13 protein-coding genes are annotated in these 14,868 nt (G+C 61.0%); 5 read left to right on the forward strand and 8 right to left on the reverse strand.

Annotated elements, in window-relative coordinates; translation table 11 throughout:
- Positions 1 to 94 precede the first annotated feature (94 nt).
- Positions 95 to 952 (reverse strand): zinc metalloprotease HtpX, encoded by an 858-nt coding sequence (gene htpX, locus LPW11_RS02145; RefSeq protein ID WP_230996480.1) that lies wholly within the window; start codon positions 950 to 952, stop codon positions 95 to 97.
- A gap of 360 nt (positions 953 to 1,312) precedes the next feature.
- Here htpX (LPW11_RS02145) and LPW11_RS02150 point away from each other — a divergent pair, with 360 nt between their 5' ends.
- The 3 genes from LPW11_RS02150 to ylqF all read left to right on the forward strand — a co-directional run bounded on the left by LPW11_RS02150 (position 1,313) and on the right by ylqF (position 3,804).
- Positions 1,313 to 1,702 (forward strand): hypothetical protein, encoded by a 390-nt coding sequence (locus tag LPW11_RS02150; RefSeq protein ID WP_230996481.1) that lies wholly within the window; start codon positions 1,313 to 1,315, stop codon positions 1,700 to 1,702.
- 175 nt (positions 1,703 to 1,877) lie between these two features.
- Positions 1,878 to 2,789, forward strand: coding sequence for an HDOD domain-containing protein (locus tag LPW11_RS02155; RefSeq protein WP_230996482.1), 912 nt, complete (start codon positions 1,878 to 1,880; stop codon positions 2,787 to 2,789).
- A 124-nt stretch (positions 2,790 to 2,913) separates the two neighbouring features.
- Positions 2,914 to 3,804, forward strand: coding sequence for a ribosome biogenesis GTPase YlqF (gene ylqF / locus LPW11_RS02160; protein ID WP_230996483.1), 891 nt, complete (start codon positions 2,914 to 2,916; stop codon positions 3,802 to 3,804).
- Positions 3,805 to 3,814: 10 nt separating this feature from the next.
- Here ylqF and LPW11_RS02165 read toward each other — a convergent pair whose 3' ends face one another.
- The 5 genes from LPW11_RS02165 to LPW11_RS02185 all read right to left on the reverse strand — a co-directional run bounded on the left by LPW11_RS02165 (position 3,815) and on the right by LPW11_RS02185 (position 9,496).
- Positions 3,815 to 4,945: an ABC transporter permease gene (locus tag LPW11_RS02165; protein ID WP_230996484.1), complete on the reverse strand. Its 1,131-nt coding sequence runs from the start codon at positions 4,943 to 4,945 to the stop codon at positions 3,815 to 3,817.
- Positions 4,946 to 5,044: 99 nt separating this feature from the next.
- Positions 5,045 to 6,178 (reverse strand): ABC transporter permease, encoded by a 1,134-nt coding sequence (locus tag LPW11_RS02170; RefSeq protein ID WP_230996485.1) that lies wholly within the window; start codon positions 6,176 to 6,178, stop codon positions 5,045 to 5,047.
- A gap of 387 nt (positions 6,179 to 6,565) precedes the next feature.
- Positions 6,566 to 7,522, reverse strand: coding sequence for an ABC transporter ATP-binding protein (locus tag LPW11_RS02175; RefSeq protein WP_230996486.1), 957 nt, complete (start codon positions 7,520 to 7,522; stop codon positions 6,566 to 6,568).
- A gap of 49 nt (positions 7,523 to 7,571) precedes the next feature.
- Entirely contained in the window at positions 7,572 to 8,492 is a 921-nt protein-coding gene (locus tag LPW11_RS02180) for an ABC transporter ATP-binding protein (protein WP_230996487.1), read from the reverse strand.
- 8 nt (positions 8,493 to 8,500) lie between these two features.
- Positions 8,501 to 9,496: an HlyD family secretion protein gene (locus LPW11_RS02185; protein ID WP_230996488.1), complete on the reverse strand. Its 996-nt coding sequence runs from the start codon at positions 9,494 to 9,496 to the stop codon at positions 8,501 to 8,503.
- 223 nt (positions 9,497 to 9,719) lie between these two features.
- On the opposite strand from LPW11_RS02185, the gene LPW11_RS02190 reads away from it, so the two are divergent.
- Positions 9,720 to 10,295, forward strand: a complete 576-nt coding sequence (locus LPW11_RS02190; RefSeq protein ID WP_230996489.1) for an ANTAR domain-containing response regulator — start codon at positions 9,720 to 9,722, stop codon at positions 10,293 to 10,295.
- Positions 10,296 to 10,501: 206 nt separating this feature from the next.
- Positions 10,502 to 11,359 carry a zinc metalloprotease HtpX gene (gene htpX / locus LPW11_RS02195; protein ID WP_230996490.1) on the forward strand — a complete coding sequence of 286 codons (858 nt, stop codon included), beginning with the start codon at positions 10,502 to 10,504 and terminating at the stop codon, positions 11,357 to 11,359.
- A 635-nt stretch (positions 11,360 to 11,994) separates the two neighbouring features.
- Here the strand turns inward: htpX (LPW11_RS02195) and LPW11_RS02200 are convergent.
- Entirely contained in the window at positions 11,995 to 13,305 is a 1,311-nt protein-coding gene (locus tag LPW11_RS02200; RefSeq protein ID WP_230996491.1) for a hemolysin family protein, read from the reverse strand.
- 202 nt (positions 13,306 to 13,507) lie between these two features.
- A complete protein-coding gene (locus LPW11_RS02205) occupies positions 13,508 to 14,710 on the reverse strand; it encodes a methionine adenosyltransferase (protein ID WP_230996492.1) in 1,203 nt (400 codons plus the stop codon).
- Positions 14,711 to 14,868: the final 158 nt, after the last annotated feature.

Genomic DNA, 14,868 nt, shown 5'->3' on the forward strand with positions numbered 1-14,868 from the left:
GCGGGAGAAAGTCTCTCCCCACTGTCTCTTCAGTTCGCCCTGAGCCCGCCGGACATCTTGTCTCGGCAGGCGGGCGCGTCCTCTACCGGCAGCGTTATGCGCGCCGCCCGTACGCCATCGCCTCCAGCCGCGCAATACGCTCTTCCATCGGGGGGTGCGTGCTGAAAAGGTTCATGAGGCTGCTCCCGGTAAGGGGGTTCACGATGAAGAGGTGAGCCGAAGCCGGTCTTGCCTCCTGCATCGGGATCATGTGCGAGTAGTTGTGCAGCTTGTTCAGTGCGCCGGCCAGTGCCAAGGGATTGCCGCAGATGCGGGCGCCCCCTTCGTCGGCGAGGTACTCGCGGGAACGCGACACCGCCATCTGGATAAGCATGGCAGCAATCGGGGCTACTATCGCCATGGCAAGAGTCCCCACGATGCTGCCCCCCTCCTCGTCGTCAGACCGTCCCGCGCCGAACATCGCCCCCCACTGCAGCATGTTCCCTACCATGGAGATCGCTCCGGCAAAGGTGGCGGCGATCGTCGATACGAGAATGTCGCGGTTTTGCACGTGCGCCAGTTCGTGGGCCATGACCCCTTCCAGCTCTGCGGGGGAGAGGATGCGCAAGATCCCTTCGGTGGCGGCGACCGCAGCGTGGTCCGGATTTCTCCCGGTGGCGAAGGCATTGGGGCTGTCGGAGGGGATGATGTAGACGCGCGGCATCGGAAGCCCGGCCTGAATGGCGAGGCGGCGCACCATGCCGTAGAAGGCCGGGTGCTCATGCTCCCCGACCTCCTGCGCACCGTACATGCGGAGGACGATCTTGTCCGAAAACCAGTAGGAGAAGAAGTTGGTGGCGCAGGCCATGGCAAAGGCAAAGACCATTCCGGTCTTCCCGCCGAGGGCGTTTCCCATCGCCACCATGAGGAGGGTCAGGAGGGTAAGGAGCAGGGTCGTCTTTAGTCGGTTCATTTGATACCTCCGTTGCAAGAATCCCGAGGGGCACAAAAAAAGACCTTGTACCCTCGGCGTGAATGTCGCTTCAGGTAAAGGTCTTGCTGGCAGGAAATTCTTGCCCCAGGCCCGGGTGTTTCCACCGTACTGACGAACCTCAGGTCGGCCATGTCTCCGGCCGATAGCTACTCCCCTTTACTCGAAATGAATAATAGGTATGGCATGAAGGAGTGTCAAGGGTTTTCTCTGCACCGGAGCGGCAGCGACGGAAGAATCTGTGCCTGCAAAGGCGTTTACAAGCTTTGACCCTTGACATCGGGAGCGCGAAAAACGTAAAGTGTGTCGCCGTGAAAATCCGTCACACGACATGAGGTCTCTATGAAAAAAGTGGTACTTATTGCTGTAACTGTGGTGCTGGTGGCAACCGCCGGTTTCTTCCTTTTCACCAAGGATCCGAAGGCGCTTCAGGTGAGCGAAGTCGGTAACCCCGCGGGCCGGACCGGCATCATCGCCATCACCGGAATCGTGGCGGGAGCCTCCGACTTCGACAAGAACGTCTTCGGCATCATGGACACGAAGGAAGCGTCGTGCAAGAAAGGGTGCGAGAAGATCTTCATTCCCATCAAGTACCTCGGCGAGCAGCCGGACCGCGGCGACGAGGTCAAGGCGAAAGGGAAGTTCACCAAGATCGCCAACTACTACGTCTTCGAGGCCGAAAACGTGAAGGTGCTGCGCAACCACGCCTTCAACGTGCAGAAAGGCTCCTGACGCCATCTCATTGAGGCGGCGGCCCCTCTTCGGGGTGCGCCGCCCCCTCCCCCCCTTCCTCCCACCCGCAAAAACCCTCGATTATTTCGACCTTTTCACCGCCTCCCGCTAAATTCTTTTCCGGACCCACCGATACGTGTCTCTGTCGTCCTGACGCCAAAAAGGAAACCGAGGCATGGCAATCCCATTAACGATACGCAGGCTTCTCACCATCAGAGGGGTCGAGCTGCCGGTCTTTCACCCGATCGCGCTCAAGTTGCAGCACCTCCTGGAGAGGACGGACTTCAAGATGGATGAGGTCCTCGCTCTCGCCACCGAAGATCCGTCCGTCGCCGGGCAGATCCTGAGGATGGCGAATTCTTTGGGGAACATCGGGCGCGTGCGGACCGAGACCGTGAAGGACGCCGTCATCAGGCTGGGAGCGCACCGGGTGGCCAACATCGCCATGGCGGCCTCCCAGGCGGGGCTGCACACCTCGGAGAGCAAGGTCATCAACGGCTTCATGCAGAAGCTCTGGGTGCACAGCCACGCCTGCGCCACGGGATGCCGCTGGCTGGCGATCGCCTCCGGCCGCCCGCAGGTCGCGGAGCAGGCGTACATGGGGGGACTGTTGCACGACGTGGGGAAGCTGCACCTCCTCAAAGCGCTGGAGCGGCTGAACGAGCGGGGGGTGGCGCAGAGCGCGCTGGAAGAGGCGATGCTTCTGGAGATTTTCGAGGAACTGCATGTGGAGCAGGGTGAGAGCGTCATGAAAGAGTGGAACCTGCCGAAGGCGTACTGCAAGGTCGTCGAGCAGCACCACCTCGAACGCTACGACACCTCCGACGCTGTGACCGCACTCGTCAGAGTCGTGAACTGCGCCTGCCACTACCGCGGCATCGGCCTCTTTCACGACCGGTTCCTCAATCTCTCCATCCTCCCGGAGACGGAGCGGCTCGCCCTTTCGGATCAGAATCTGAGGGAGTTGTGCGGCGTCCTCGATGAATCGCTGCATGTGACGGGAGCGGCTCAGGAGAGGGTCTTGTTGAAGCGGAGCAGCGCGCAGGAGAGGATCGCGAACTCCAGTATGAACAGCGCGAACAGCTAAGGACAGAGTATCTCACCCGTAGCGCCATGCGTTTGGGAGCTTGTAGCAGATAAAAGCACCAACATTCCCCCGTCTGTGCTATGTTGCAGGATTGCACCGGCAATAAAGCGCGAGGGAAGAAGTCATGACCATAGAATGGTACCCGGGCCACATGAGCAAGGCCCGCGAGCAGATTAAAGAGTTGATGCGCAAGATAGACGTCGTCGTCGAGATCCTCGATGCCCGCCTCCCTTCCTCCAGCTCGAACTACCTGCTTCAGCAACTGCGTCGGGACAAGCCGTGTATCAAGGTCCTGAACAAGAACGACCTGGCCGATCCCGAGGTCACAAAATCATGGGTACGCCACTTCCGGAAATCTGCCAACGTCCGCGCTCTGCCGCTGTCGGCAAAGCAGCCTGGCGAGGTAAAGCAGCTCATCAAGCTGTGCAGGCACCTGGCCCCTAACCGGGGGAACCCGGGGTACCCGGTGCGTGCCATGGTGATCGGCATCCCCAACGTCGGGAAGTCGACCCTTATCAACACCCTGGCGGGGAAGTCCCTGGCCAAGGTGGGGGACAAGCCTGCCATCACCGTGATCGCCCAGCAGATCGACCTGCACAACGGAATTCTCCTTTTCGACACTCCGGGGCTGCTCTGGCCCGAGATGAGTGACCAGACGGGTGCATATCGTCTGGCGGCCAGCGGTGCCATCGGCGCCAATGCCCTCGACTACACCAACGTCGGGGTATTCGCCGCCCGATACATGGCGGCTCGCTATCCGGAACTACTAAGGAACCGTTACAAGCTCTCGGAATTGCCCGAAGATCCGCACCATTTCCTCGAGGCCGCGGGTCGCCACATGGGGTGCCTGGTGAGCGGAGGCGCGGTCGATGTGAACCGCGCCGCAGAAGCCTTTGTCCGGGAAGTTCGTGCGGGAAAGCTCGGGCGGGTGAGCTTTGAGGAGCCGGAGACTGAGGTCGAGGGCGAGATGGAGAATCCCGACCTGAGCGGTGTCCTCCCCGAATCGCTGCATTGACGGGCGCAAGTCACGAGAGGGTCTTCTTGAAGCGGAGCACCGCGCAGGAGAGGATCGCGAAGCCGAGTATGAACAGCGCGAGCAGCTGAGGCCACAGTATCTCCAGCCCCACCCCTTTGAGAAAGATCACCCGGATGATCACCAGGAAGAAGCGGATCGGGTTCAGGTAGGTAAGCCACTGCACCGGCTCCGGCATGTTCTCTATGGGGAAGGCAAAGCCGGAAAGAAGCATCGCAGGGAAGATCACGAAAAACGCGCTCATCATCGCCTGCTGCTGCGTGCGGCTCACGGTGGAGATGAGAAGCCCGATACCGAGGGAGCTCATCAGGAAAAGGGCCGTGGCGAAGAAAAGAAGGGTGATGCTGCCGCGCAACGGGACATCGAACCAGAACGCCGCCACCGCCGAGATGAGACCTACGTCGATGAAGCCGATAAGCACGAAGGGGATCGTCTTTCCGAGGATGAATTCCCCTTTCCCTATCGGCGTGACAATGACCTGCTCGATGGTGCCGATCTCCTTTTCACGCACAACAGACATGCTGGAAAGGAGCATGGTGATGATGAAAACGATGTTGGTGATGACCGCCGGCACGTAAAAATTGCGGCTTTCGAGATTTTCGTTGAACCAGGCGCGGCTCTCCAGTTCGACCCCGTTGAAGGGGATGTCGCGCCCCGCGCCGCGCGCCACCGCTTCCCGCTGCAACTCCTTTGTGTATGTCTCCGCGATCTTCGCCGCGTAGCCGAGCACGATTCCCGCCGTATTCGAGTCACTCCCGTCCAGTATCATCTGCAAAGGTGCCGCGCGTCCGGCTGTCAGGGCGTTTCCAAAGCCGCGGTTCATCCGGATGACGAGCTTTACCCTGCCGCTGTCGATCGCCTTTCGCGCCTCCCGGTCGCTCTCCACCCTCTCGGTCAGGTCGAAGTACCCGGAGCGAATGAACCTGTCGGTCACCTCGCGGCTTTCCCTGCTGTTGTCGAGGTCATACACCGCCGTCGCCACGTGGCGCACGTCAGTGTTTACCGCATACCCGAAAATGATCGTCTGGAACGCCGGGACAAAGAAGACCACAAAGCGCATGCGCGGGTCGCGCAGCACCTGGATGAACTCCTTTATCAGCATCGCTTTCAGACGTTCGAGCAACCCGTTTCTCCTTTAGGGGGAATCTCCCCCGGCTCTGCACCATGTACTGTAGGCCGGGATAAAGCCGCAGGCGTTCCCGGCATTAAAGTGTTCCTGCCGCTATTCAATCTTCTTCCTGAACTTCACCAGCGCGACTCCCAGCACGACCACGGCAAAGAGTGCCAGCAGGAGCGCCTGCCCGCCGAGAATCTCCAGCCCGACCCCCTTCAGGTATATCCCCCGCAGCAAAGCCACGAAATAGCGTGCGGTAAAGAGATAGGTAAAGAGCTGGATCGGGTACGGCATGTTCTCGATCGGGAAGATGAACCCCGAGAGGAGAAAAGCCGGGAGCATGGTCGCCACCAGCGCGATCTGGCTCGCCAGGAGCTGGCTCTTGGTGACGATGCTGATTAGCATTCCGAATGCGAGGGCGCCGATGAGAAATATGGAGGAAAGGGCGAAGAGGAGGAGCAACCCTCCCCGAAACGGTATGTCGAAGAAAAACTGTCCCACCAGCACGCACAGCAAAAGGTCGAACATGCCGATCACGAAGTACGGGATCAGCTTACCGGCAATGAGCTCTCCGCCCGTTACCGGCGTCGCCACGAGCTGTTCCATCGTCCCCACTTCCCACTCACGGGCAAAGGTCAGGGAGGTGAGGAGCGCGGCGATGACCATCATGATGATGGGAATGAGCCCCGGGAAGATGTAGTCGCGGGACGCCATGTCCGAGTTGAACCAGACGCGCGGCTCGATCTGCAGCATCCCCCCAAAAGGGCGCTCCCCCATGCGGCGCACCAGGGAGAGCTGCACGCTCTGGGTGAAATTGCGGGTCACCGCCTCGGCGTAGCCGAGGGCGAAGGTGGCCATATTGGGATCGCTCCCATCGAGGATGAGTTGCACCGTCGCTCCGCGCCCCGAGAGGACCTTGCCCGCAAAATCGACCGGTATCACCAGGGCAAGGAGAGCCTCGCCTGAATCCACGGCCCTCTCGATTTCGCGGTAGCTGTCGGTATATCCGACGACCGAGAAGTAGCGTGAGCCCTTGAACCCGCCTAGGAAGTCGCGGCTGACGGTCGAGGCGCTCTGGTCCCACACGATGAGGGGCACGCGGTCCACGTCGAGCGTCAGCGCGTAGCCAAAGAGAAAGAGCATGACGATCGGTATCGCGATGCCAATTCCGAGGCTGCGCCAGTCGCGCACGACATGGAGAAATTCTTTCCGGGAAATGGCCCAGACGCGGGTAGGCTTCACGAATTTCCTCTGGCAGTAAAAGGCAGTGGATCGAGTCGGAGGGGCTGGCTGCAGCGATGCCGGGAACGCCTGCGGCTTATCCCGGCCTACATGGTCACGCCGGAACGACCAGTCATATCATCCTCCGCCCGAGAGCCGCGCACACGTCCCCTCCCTTTCAAGGGGAGGGTCAGGGTGGGGATGGGGTAGAGCCCGGACCAGCATCCATGTAGGCCGGGATAAGCCGCCAGGCGTTCCCGGCAGTCCACCTCAGACGCAGCCGCGCGGCAGCGAATGCCGGAAACGCTACCGCTTATTCCGGCCTACAAGTGCCAGCGCGCTTAACGCACTCCCATATTGCGGCCGATCACTGAAAAGGTTCAGCGCGGGGATGCGGCTGACCGCCCCCTACCTCTCCCGCTCCTCGATAAGCGAAACAAAGAGATCCTCCAGCGAAGGGGTGATCCGCTCCACCCGCGGCTTCCGGTCCGACAGCGCCTGCAAGATCGCTGGCTCATCCCGCTCCGCATTTTCCACCGTCACATGTATCTGGGCCGCAAAAAGGGCGGCTCGCTTCACTCCCGGCAGCCGCTCCAGGTCGTCCAGCGCCTCGTGCGGGCGCTCGCAACTCACCTCCAGGATCTCGCCGCGGAAGCTCTCCTTCAGCTCAGAGGGGGCCCCCAACGCAATGAGCTGGCCGCGGTAGATGAACCCGAGCCGGTCGCAGCACTCGGCCTCCTCCATGTAGTGCGTCGTCACGAAGACGGTGACGCCACCGCCGGCGAGGCGATAGATCAGTTCCCAGAAACTGCGTCTGCTGATGGGATCGACGCCGGAAGTCGGCTCGTCGAGAAAAACGATGGGGGGTTCGTGCAGGATCGCGCAGCCGAGGGCGAGGCGCTGTTTCCAGCCGCCGGAGAGGTTCGAACTCTTGCTTCTCAGATGGTCCTGCAACCCCGCCATCTGCACGACCCAATCCTTGCGCTCCTTCTTTTTCTGCTGCGGAATGCGGTAGATGCCGCTGTAAAAATCGATGTTCTCCTCTACCGTCAGGTCCTCGTAAAGGGAAAACCTCTGGCTCATGTAGCCGATGCGGGTCTTGATCTGCTCCGGGTCCTTCTCGATGTCAAAGCCTGCGACGGTCCCGCCGCCCTCGCTCGGCGGGAGTATGCCGCAGAGCATCCGGATGGTGGTCGACTTCCCCGCGCCGTTTGGTCCGAGAAAACCGAAGATCTCGCCGCGCGCGACCTCCAGGCTTACCTTGTCCACCGCCACGAAATCGCCAAATCGCCTGGTGAGATTTCGCAGCGAGACGGCGCTGCTGTTACCGCTGCCGGAGCCGTACGCTTCCGTGATCCTGTACATCGTCCCCTTTCGATCCTTTCCCAGGGCGCCAGCCCGCGATCCCGATCCCTCAGTGCCTTTCCCTCAGGAGGGAGACGAAAAGATCTTCCAGCGAAGGCTCCACCCTCCGCACGCCGGTCACCTCCACCCGCCCCTCCCGCAGCCTCGCCGTGGCGAGCCCCTGCGCCTCGTCCGGGTCGACGGCATAGAGATGCACCTTCTCCCCAAAGAGTGCCACCGATCCGGGGGGAAAGGCCGCCGAGACGATCCGTACAGCAAGGCGGGGCTGGGAGGTGGATATCTCCAGCACTCCCCCTTTCATGAGCTTCTTTAGCCCCGCGGGGGAGTCGCAGCCGAGGATTTTGCCGCGGTCCATGAGGGCGACCCTGTTGCAGCGCTCCGCCTCGTCAAGATAACTCGTGGCCAGGCAGACGGTCACCCCCCCTGCCAGAAGCTGATGGAGGATGCGCCAGAAATCCCTGCGCGACACCGGATCGACTCCGTTTGTCGGCTCGTCGAGAAAGAGGACGCGCGGCTTGTGCATGAGGGCGCAGGCCAGCCCCAGCTTTTGCTTCATCCCGCCGGAGAGCTTGCCGGCAAAGCGCTTTTTGAACGGTGTCAGCTTCCCGAAGGAGAGGAGCTCCTCCGCCCTATCCCGACGCTCGCGACGCGGCAGGCCGTAGATGTCGGCAAAAAAGAGTATGTTTTCCTCCACCGTGAGGTCCTCGTACAGTCCGAAGCGCTGGCTCATGTAGCCGATATCCCCACGCACCTCCTTGCCGTAGCGGGACATCTCTTTCCCAAGGACGAAGACGCTCCCCGCGCTGGCGTCCATGATCCCGGTCAGCATGCGCAGCGTGGTGCTCTTGCCGGCGCCGTCGGATCCGACCAGAGCAAAGAGTTCGCCGGCGGTGACGCTGAGGTCGATGCCGTCGACTGCGATCGTCTCGCCGAACCGCTTCGTGAGCCCCTCGGCTCTTATCGCTTCCATAGCGCCGATCACCCGCCGGTGACGATCTGGGCATCCGCCGGCATCCCGGGTTTGAGCTCCATCTTTGGATTCGGCAGGGAGATCTTGATGCGGTACACGAGCTTCACCCGCTCCTTCTCGGTCTGCACGTTCTTGGGTGTAAATTCCGCCTCGCTGGAAATGAAGGTGACCCTTCCCTCGAATACTCGCCCTGGATAGCTGTCGGTGGTGACACGGGCCGCCTGCCCAAGATGCACCCGCCCGAGCTCCGTCTCAGGGATGTACGCCTTCAGCCAGGTATTCTCCAGGTCGCCGACCGTTATCACCGGGGTCCCCGGTGCGACCTGTTCCCCCGGCTCGATCCCTTTGGAGAGGACAACTCCCGAAATGGGAGAGAGGAGTGTCGCATAGGAGAGGCGAGCCTTTGCCTCGGAGAGGACGCCGCGCGCCTGCTGCACCCTTGCCGCGCCCTGGTCGACCTGCTCGCGCCGCGCCCCCTTGCGCAGGAGCTTCAACGCCTGCTTCCGCTCCGCAAGAGCCGCCCGGCTGGCGATCTCCGCGGCTTGTGCCGCCTCAAAATCCCTCCTCGAGATGACTTCCTTCTGGTACAGCGCCGCCTGCCTTTTGAAGTCGGCCTGGAGCCGCTGCGCCTGAGCCTGGGCCTGTTCCACCAGCGCCTCCGCTTCGGCTATTTCCTCGGCGCGCGCCCCGTTTTTCAGCTCCTCCAGCGCCGCGGCCGCCGCACCCTCCTGCCCTGCCGCCTGCTCCACACCGTGGCGCAACTCCTCATCATCAAGGAGCGCCACCACCTCGCCGCGGCGCACCACCGCCCCCTCATCGACCAGTCGCGCCTTCACCCGCCCCGGCACCTTGAAGCTCACCTGCACGGCGGTTAGCTCCACGTTTCCCGAAACCTTCAGCACGTCGCGGGGCACCCGCTTCGGCACCAGGTACCACCAGGCAGCCGCTGCCAAAATAGTAAGCAGCAGGGCCACGGCCACCAGGCGCTTGTTCACATGTAGCATCGTCTTTCGTACCTCACTTTGCAGCGATGGCGTCCGTTTCCGGAAGCCGCACCTTCCCTGTATCTCCAGTCGGCCTTGGACTTCCAATGCGGCAATCGAGGGGAGGAGGGTAAGGGTTTTGGAGACTTATAGCATTTTAACGGCTCATTTGGAACGGTATATGCTCTTTCCCATCCCTAAATGCTGAGTCCGCGCGGTCTATACGAGGTAAAGGGGTGGATTTATGAGAAAAGCGGTCCTGTGCGTGCACGATGAAAAAATGGTGGGGAGCCTAAAAAAGAGGCTCCACGAGCAATCGTTTGCTGAAATAATATTGTGCGACAGTGCAGGCGAGACCGCTGAGACAGCGCTGGAGAAGTTGCCGGCACTGGTGCTTTTGGAATCGACCTCCCCCGCAGGCGAGATCGCGACGGCAGCCGAGCGCATCAGATCGGTGCACACCATGCCCATCATCGTCATTGCCGAGCAGTGCAGCGCGGACGACATCTCACAGGCAGCCGGCGCCGGAGTCTCCGCCATCCTCACGAAACCGGTGAGGGATGCGGATCTCAGCGCGGCGGTGGAGCTGACTCTCGCCGCCTCGCGGGAAGTGGCGAAGCTGACCGAGGAGGTGAGCCGCCTCAAAGACCAGATCGAGGCGAGAAAAGTGGTGGAAAAGGCAAAGGGGCGCCTGATGGAGCGGGACAAGCTGACCGAGGCTGAGGCATTCCGCAGGATGCAGCGGCTCGCCATGGATCGGAGGATTTCCATGCGCCAGCTCGCGGAGGCGATCCTCCTCACCGACAGGATCGGCCATTGAAGGGGAGACCCGTAAAGGACCAGCAGGGGAAAACTCTAATAATCTTGACAGAGTGGGCGGGGTAACCATACTATAAGAGCGGTTCATAACCGGGAACACGAGTACGCAGAAATGGCTGAAGACAGAACGAGAGACCTTTATCCGCCCCCCCCTCATGGGGAAGAGGATAGGGGTCTTTTTGATTCCAGACAGAAGGGAGGCCGCCCGTGAACAGAATGAAAACATTCATCCTCCTCACCGCCCTCACCCTCCTCATGGTCGCCATGGGGAGCGCCATCGGAGGGAGATCCGGCATGATCTTCGCCTTTTTCATGGCGGCGGCGATGAACTTCTTCTCCTACTGGTTTTCCGACAAGATCGTCCTCTCGATGTACGGAGCGAAGGAGGTCACGGAGCAGGAGGCACCGCAGTTTTACGGCATCATCAGGCGGCTCGCGGTACAGGCGGGGCTCCCGATGCCGAAGGTGTACATTATCCCCTCCGACAGCCCCAATGCCTTTGCCACGGGGAGGAACCCGGAACACGCCGCCGTCGCCGCGACGGAAGGTATCCTCAGGATCCTCTCGGGGGACGAACTGGCAGGAGTAATGGCGCACGAGCTCTCGCACGTCGCCAACAGGGACATCCTCGTCTCCACCATTGCGGCAACCATCGCCGGCGCGATCTCCATGCTCGGGAACATGCTGCAGTGGGCGGCGATCTTCGGCGGTGGGAGGAGCAATGACGACGACAGGGGGGGGCTGGCCGGCTCTCTCGCCATGGCGATAATAGCGCCGCTGGCGGCGATGCTCATTCAGCTTGCGGTATCGAGGTCGCGGGAGTACATGGCGGACGAGTCGGGCGCACGGATGTGCGGCAATCCGCTCTCACTGGCGAGCGCGCTGAGGAAGCTGGAGAATGGTTCCCGGATGCTCCCTATGGCGGAGGCGCGGCCGGCGACGGCGCACCTTTTCATCGTGAACCCGCTCACCGGCGGCGGCCTCATGAGCCTCTTTTCCACGCACCCGCCGATGGAGGAGCGGATAGCGAGGCTGGAGTCGATGGCGTACCGGCCGGTGAGATAGAATCCAGAACCCGATTCAGAACCCACCGCAAAGGCGCAAAGGACGCAAAGGGAAAATCCGCAAAGAAAGGCTGCACAGAAGTTGGACCATCGCGGGGGGGAGGGAGTGGTGAAGCCGCCTCTTTTTGCAACAAAAGAAAAAGCCGGTGAAACCTCAGGATCTGAGGCAATTCACCGGCTTTTTTAGCTTCTCGTTCCCAAGGTCCACCTTGGGAACGCAGATGGGCGCAAAGCTGCGGCTTTGCATCCGCGTCAGCGGTTCGCGAGGCTGAGCCTCGCTCGCACGTGCGTCCCCAAGCCGGAGCTTGGGAACGAGGTTCCGGCTGAGCTTCCGGCAGTCTGGTGCATCATCCACTCGGCTGGCGCCTACTACGTTCCCCCCCTTTGAGAAGGCTCATCCGAGAATTCCGGGGAAGCCGTAGTATGTTCCAATGAAGGGCTGCACGAGGCCTCGCGTCCCCCCCTTTGCAAAGGGTGGACAGGGGGGATTTGCTCTTTGTCGCCCACTCCGAGTCGCTTCCGCCGACGCCGGGAACGCCTGCGGCTTATCCCGGCCTACAATCGGCCTATGCCTCTCGTTGCGGATTTTCCTTTGCGCCCTTTGCGTCTTTGCGGTGGATTTTTGCCTCTCTGTGCCTAAGACACTTCTTCCGCTGGCGGCGTTATGCGTACCTGCACGATCGCCGTCTGCGTCACGTCCTCACAGGTGAGAGTGTAGCCGTCCAATGCCAATTGCTCGCCGCGCTCCGGAAAGCGCCCGAGGCGGTCGAGGATGAGCCCTGCCATGGTGTCGTAGGGAAGGTCCGCCCCGAGGTCGATCTGGAGCAGGTCCTCCAGATCGGAGATCGAGATCAGCGCGTCCACCAACATGGCACCATCCGCCAGGATCTGCACCCGGCTCGGCTCCCCTATGTCATGCTCGTCCTCGATCTCACCAACCAGCTCCTCCAGCAGGTCCTCCGTCGTAACGATACCGCTGATGCCGCCGTACTCGTCGACCACAAACGCCATGTGCACCCGCCTCTTCTGCATCTCCTTCAGGAGGTCGCTTACCTTCTTCCCTTCCGGAACAAAGAAAGGGGGACGCACGATGGAGCGAATGTCGAAATCCGGATCCCGCACCATCCTGCCGAGGAAGTCCTTGCCGTGGATAAATCCGACGATCTCCTCGATGCTGCCACGATAGACGGGGTAGCGCGAGTACATGTTGTCGAGCACCCCCCGAACTATCTCCTCCTTGGAGATGTCGAGGTCGAAGGCAACGACGCGGGTGCGCGGAACCATGACCTCACGGACGGCGGTGTGGGTGAAATCGAAGATGTTGTCGATGAAGGTATGCTCGGTCTCGCTGAAGACGCCCGTTTCATGCCCTTCCGCGACGATGTGCAGAACTTCCTCGCGGGTCACGAACGCCTTCTGCTCCCCTTCTATGCGCAGGAGCGCCAGCACCGCCTTACTCGAAAGAGTAAGAAGGGTAACGACGGGAGCTGCTATCCTCGCCAGAAAAGTGATAGGGTGGGCGACGGCAAGGGCCACCTTGTCGGCATACTGCAGCCCGATCGTCTTCGGGACCAGTTCGCCGAGGATGAGGGTGAGGTAGGAAATAGCTGCGACCACGGCAGTTACGGCAAGCGGTTCAGCGGCGTTACGCACAAAAGCGATGGAGGATTCCCGCAGCACGGGGCGCAAGTAGTCCACGGCAACAACACCGCCTACGGTTGACGCGGTCGACCCGACCACCGTGACCCCGATCTGGACCAGAGCGAGCAGCCGGTGCGGGTCCTTCTGGAACTCCTCAACCTTGATCGCGCGGCTGTCCCCACTGGCGACGAGTTGGGCAACCCTGCTTTTTCTGATGGAGATCACGGCGAATTCGGAACAGGAAAAAAAACCGTTTACTATGATGAGAATGAAAACAACGAAAAGCTCGATAACCGCTGTGTCCAAAAAGGTCCCCCGGGTGGATAGGGCAGCACAAAAGAGAGAGATAAACCCGCGCCAGATGCCCCTGTAGCTGGCTTCAACAGATTCTCATTTTCCCTGCTTCAAGGAGCATTGTCAACAACTACTCTGTGTCATGAGGCAGCGGAGGCAAAGTAATGCAAAAGCTCGGCCACAAAGGCAGCACTTTCCGTAGGCAGGTCGGTTCTCAGGAAATGGGATATTCACCGCGGGAGAGTGACATGCAGAATGAGTTGATGCCGGAGAAGGCCCGCTCGAAAAGATGTTCCACCTGATCCGATACGTCCCGGATCGTTCGCCCCCCCTCCAGAAGGAGCTGGGCGTTTGCCATCAGCGGCGAGCTTATCGGGGTGCCTATTCTGCTCAGGAGGAGGACGTAGGCGCCACGGACGCCTGGGACTTCACGGCATATCTCCATCGCCATCTTGTGGGCGAGCACATTGTAGATCTTTCCCACATGGCTCACAGGATTCTTCCCTGCGGCAGCTTCGGTACCCATCGGGCGGTTCATGGAGATGAGGCCATTTACCCTGTTCCCTCTGCCGACCTGACCGGAATCCGCATCCTCTGCCGACGTGCCCAGAAGGGACAGATAGACCCCTCCGAGGCCTCGCCCGGGCTCATCGAGCGCGTTGAAGTGCACCGTCACGCTGCGAAAGCCGGGTCTTCGCCTGACAAACTCCGTCATGTGAGCGACGATCGTCTCCTTTTTGTCAAAATACTGCCCCTCACTGTGAATGCTGTGAGCCAGCAGCGGCATCGCCACAGTCAGGTCGAGCTCGTCCCCCCTGCGCAGCCCCATCACCTTTACATCCTCCCCCGTCTCGGGATGAAGGGACTTAAAAAGGTCCGAATTGAGTTCCCGCTCGAGCGCCAGGACCGCCTCTTCCGTCGGACTCAGGGGATAGTAGCCGACTGCGGCAGAGGTGTCGTTCGCCCCCATGACCGCTCCGGGACGATCGAAGATGTCGATAAGCTCCTGCGATCCGGGAGCGAGCTTCACCCGGTACTTCACGTGCTGAACCGGGTCGACGTGACGAAGATGTGCCCGTATCCACTTTTGCGCCGCATCCCTGGCGATCTCGACGACAGGGATCTCCTTCCCCCCCGCCGAAAAGGTGGCGCGATCGCCGATGGTGAGCTCCATCGGCTCGATGACCTCGCCGCCCCCGAACCGCCTGGACACCTTCCCGGCCGCCAGAAGCCCCTTGTCCACGTTGTGGTGCAGGATGGTGCCGAACTCGCTGAGGTAGGCCTCGCAGAGCGCCACAGAAACCGCATCCATAACGCAGTCGCAAATCTGGTCGGGATGGCCGGTGCCTTTGCGCTCCACAATCTCCACACTCTGCAGCGTTACCGGATCTCCCTTATATGGCTCGATGAGGATCATGCTTTCACTCTAGCACTTCCGCGGGAAAAGGTCAGGAAGGCTGACGGTCCCGGCCCCTTCGGATACCTTATAATTCAAGACCTGACCCCGGGGTCAGGTCTTGAATTATAAGGTTTTCTTCGGCGTACGCACAGATACTCCAGCAATGGCAGAGAGAT

The organism is Geomonas sp. RF6 (assembly GCF_021044625.1).
Classification (GTDB): Bacteria; Desulfobacterota; Desulfuromonadia; order Geobacterales; family Geobacteraceae; genus RF6.

Bases quoted from the DNA above. Each gene is read 5' to 3' on its own strand.
- LPW11_RS02150 (WP_230996481.1), top strand. From the start codon at position 1,313: ATGAAAAAAGTGGTACTTATTGCTGTAACTGTGGTGCTGGTGGCAACC.
- LPW11_RS02205 (WP_230996492.1), bottom strand. From the start codon at position 14,710: ATGATCCTCATCGAGCCATATAAGGGAGATCCGGTAACGCTGCAGAGT.
- LPW11_RS02180 (WP_230996487.1), bottom strand. From the start codon at position 8,492: ATGGAAGCGATAAGAGCCGAGGGGCTCACGAAGCGGTTCGGCGAGACG.
- htpX (WP_230996480.1), bottom strand. From the start codon at position 952: ATGAACCGACTAAAGACGACCCTGCTCCTTACCCTCCTGACCCTCCTC.
- ylqF (WP_230996483.1), top strand. From the start codon at position 2,914: ATGACCATAGAATGGTACCCGGGCCACATGAGCAAGGCCCGCGAGCAG.
- LPW11_RS02155 (WP_230996482.1), top strand. From the start codon at position 1,878: ATGGCAATCCCATTAACGATACGCAGGCTTCTCACCATCAGAGGGGTC.
- LPW11_RS02185 (WP_230996488.1), bottom strand. From the start codon at position 9,496: ATGCTACATGTGAACAAGCGCCTGGTGGCCGTGGCCCTGCTGCTTACT.
- LPW11_RS02175 (WP_230996486.1), bottom strand. From the start codon at position 7,522: ATGTACAGGATCACGGAAGCGTACGGCTCCGGCAGCGGTAACAGCAGC.
- LPW11_RS02190 (WP_230996489.1), top strand. From the start codon at position 9,720: ATGAGAAAAGCGGTCCTGTGCGTGCACGATGAAAAAATGGTGGGGAGC.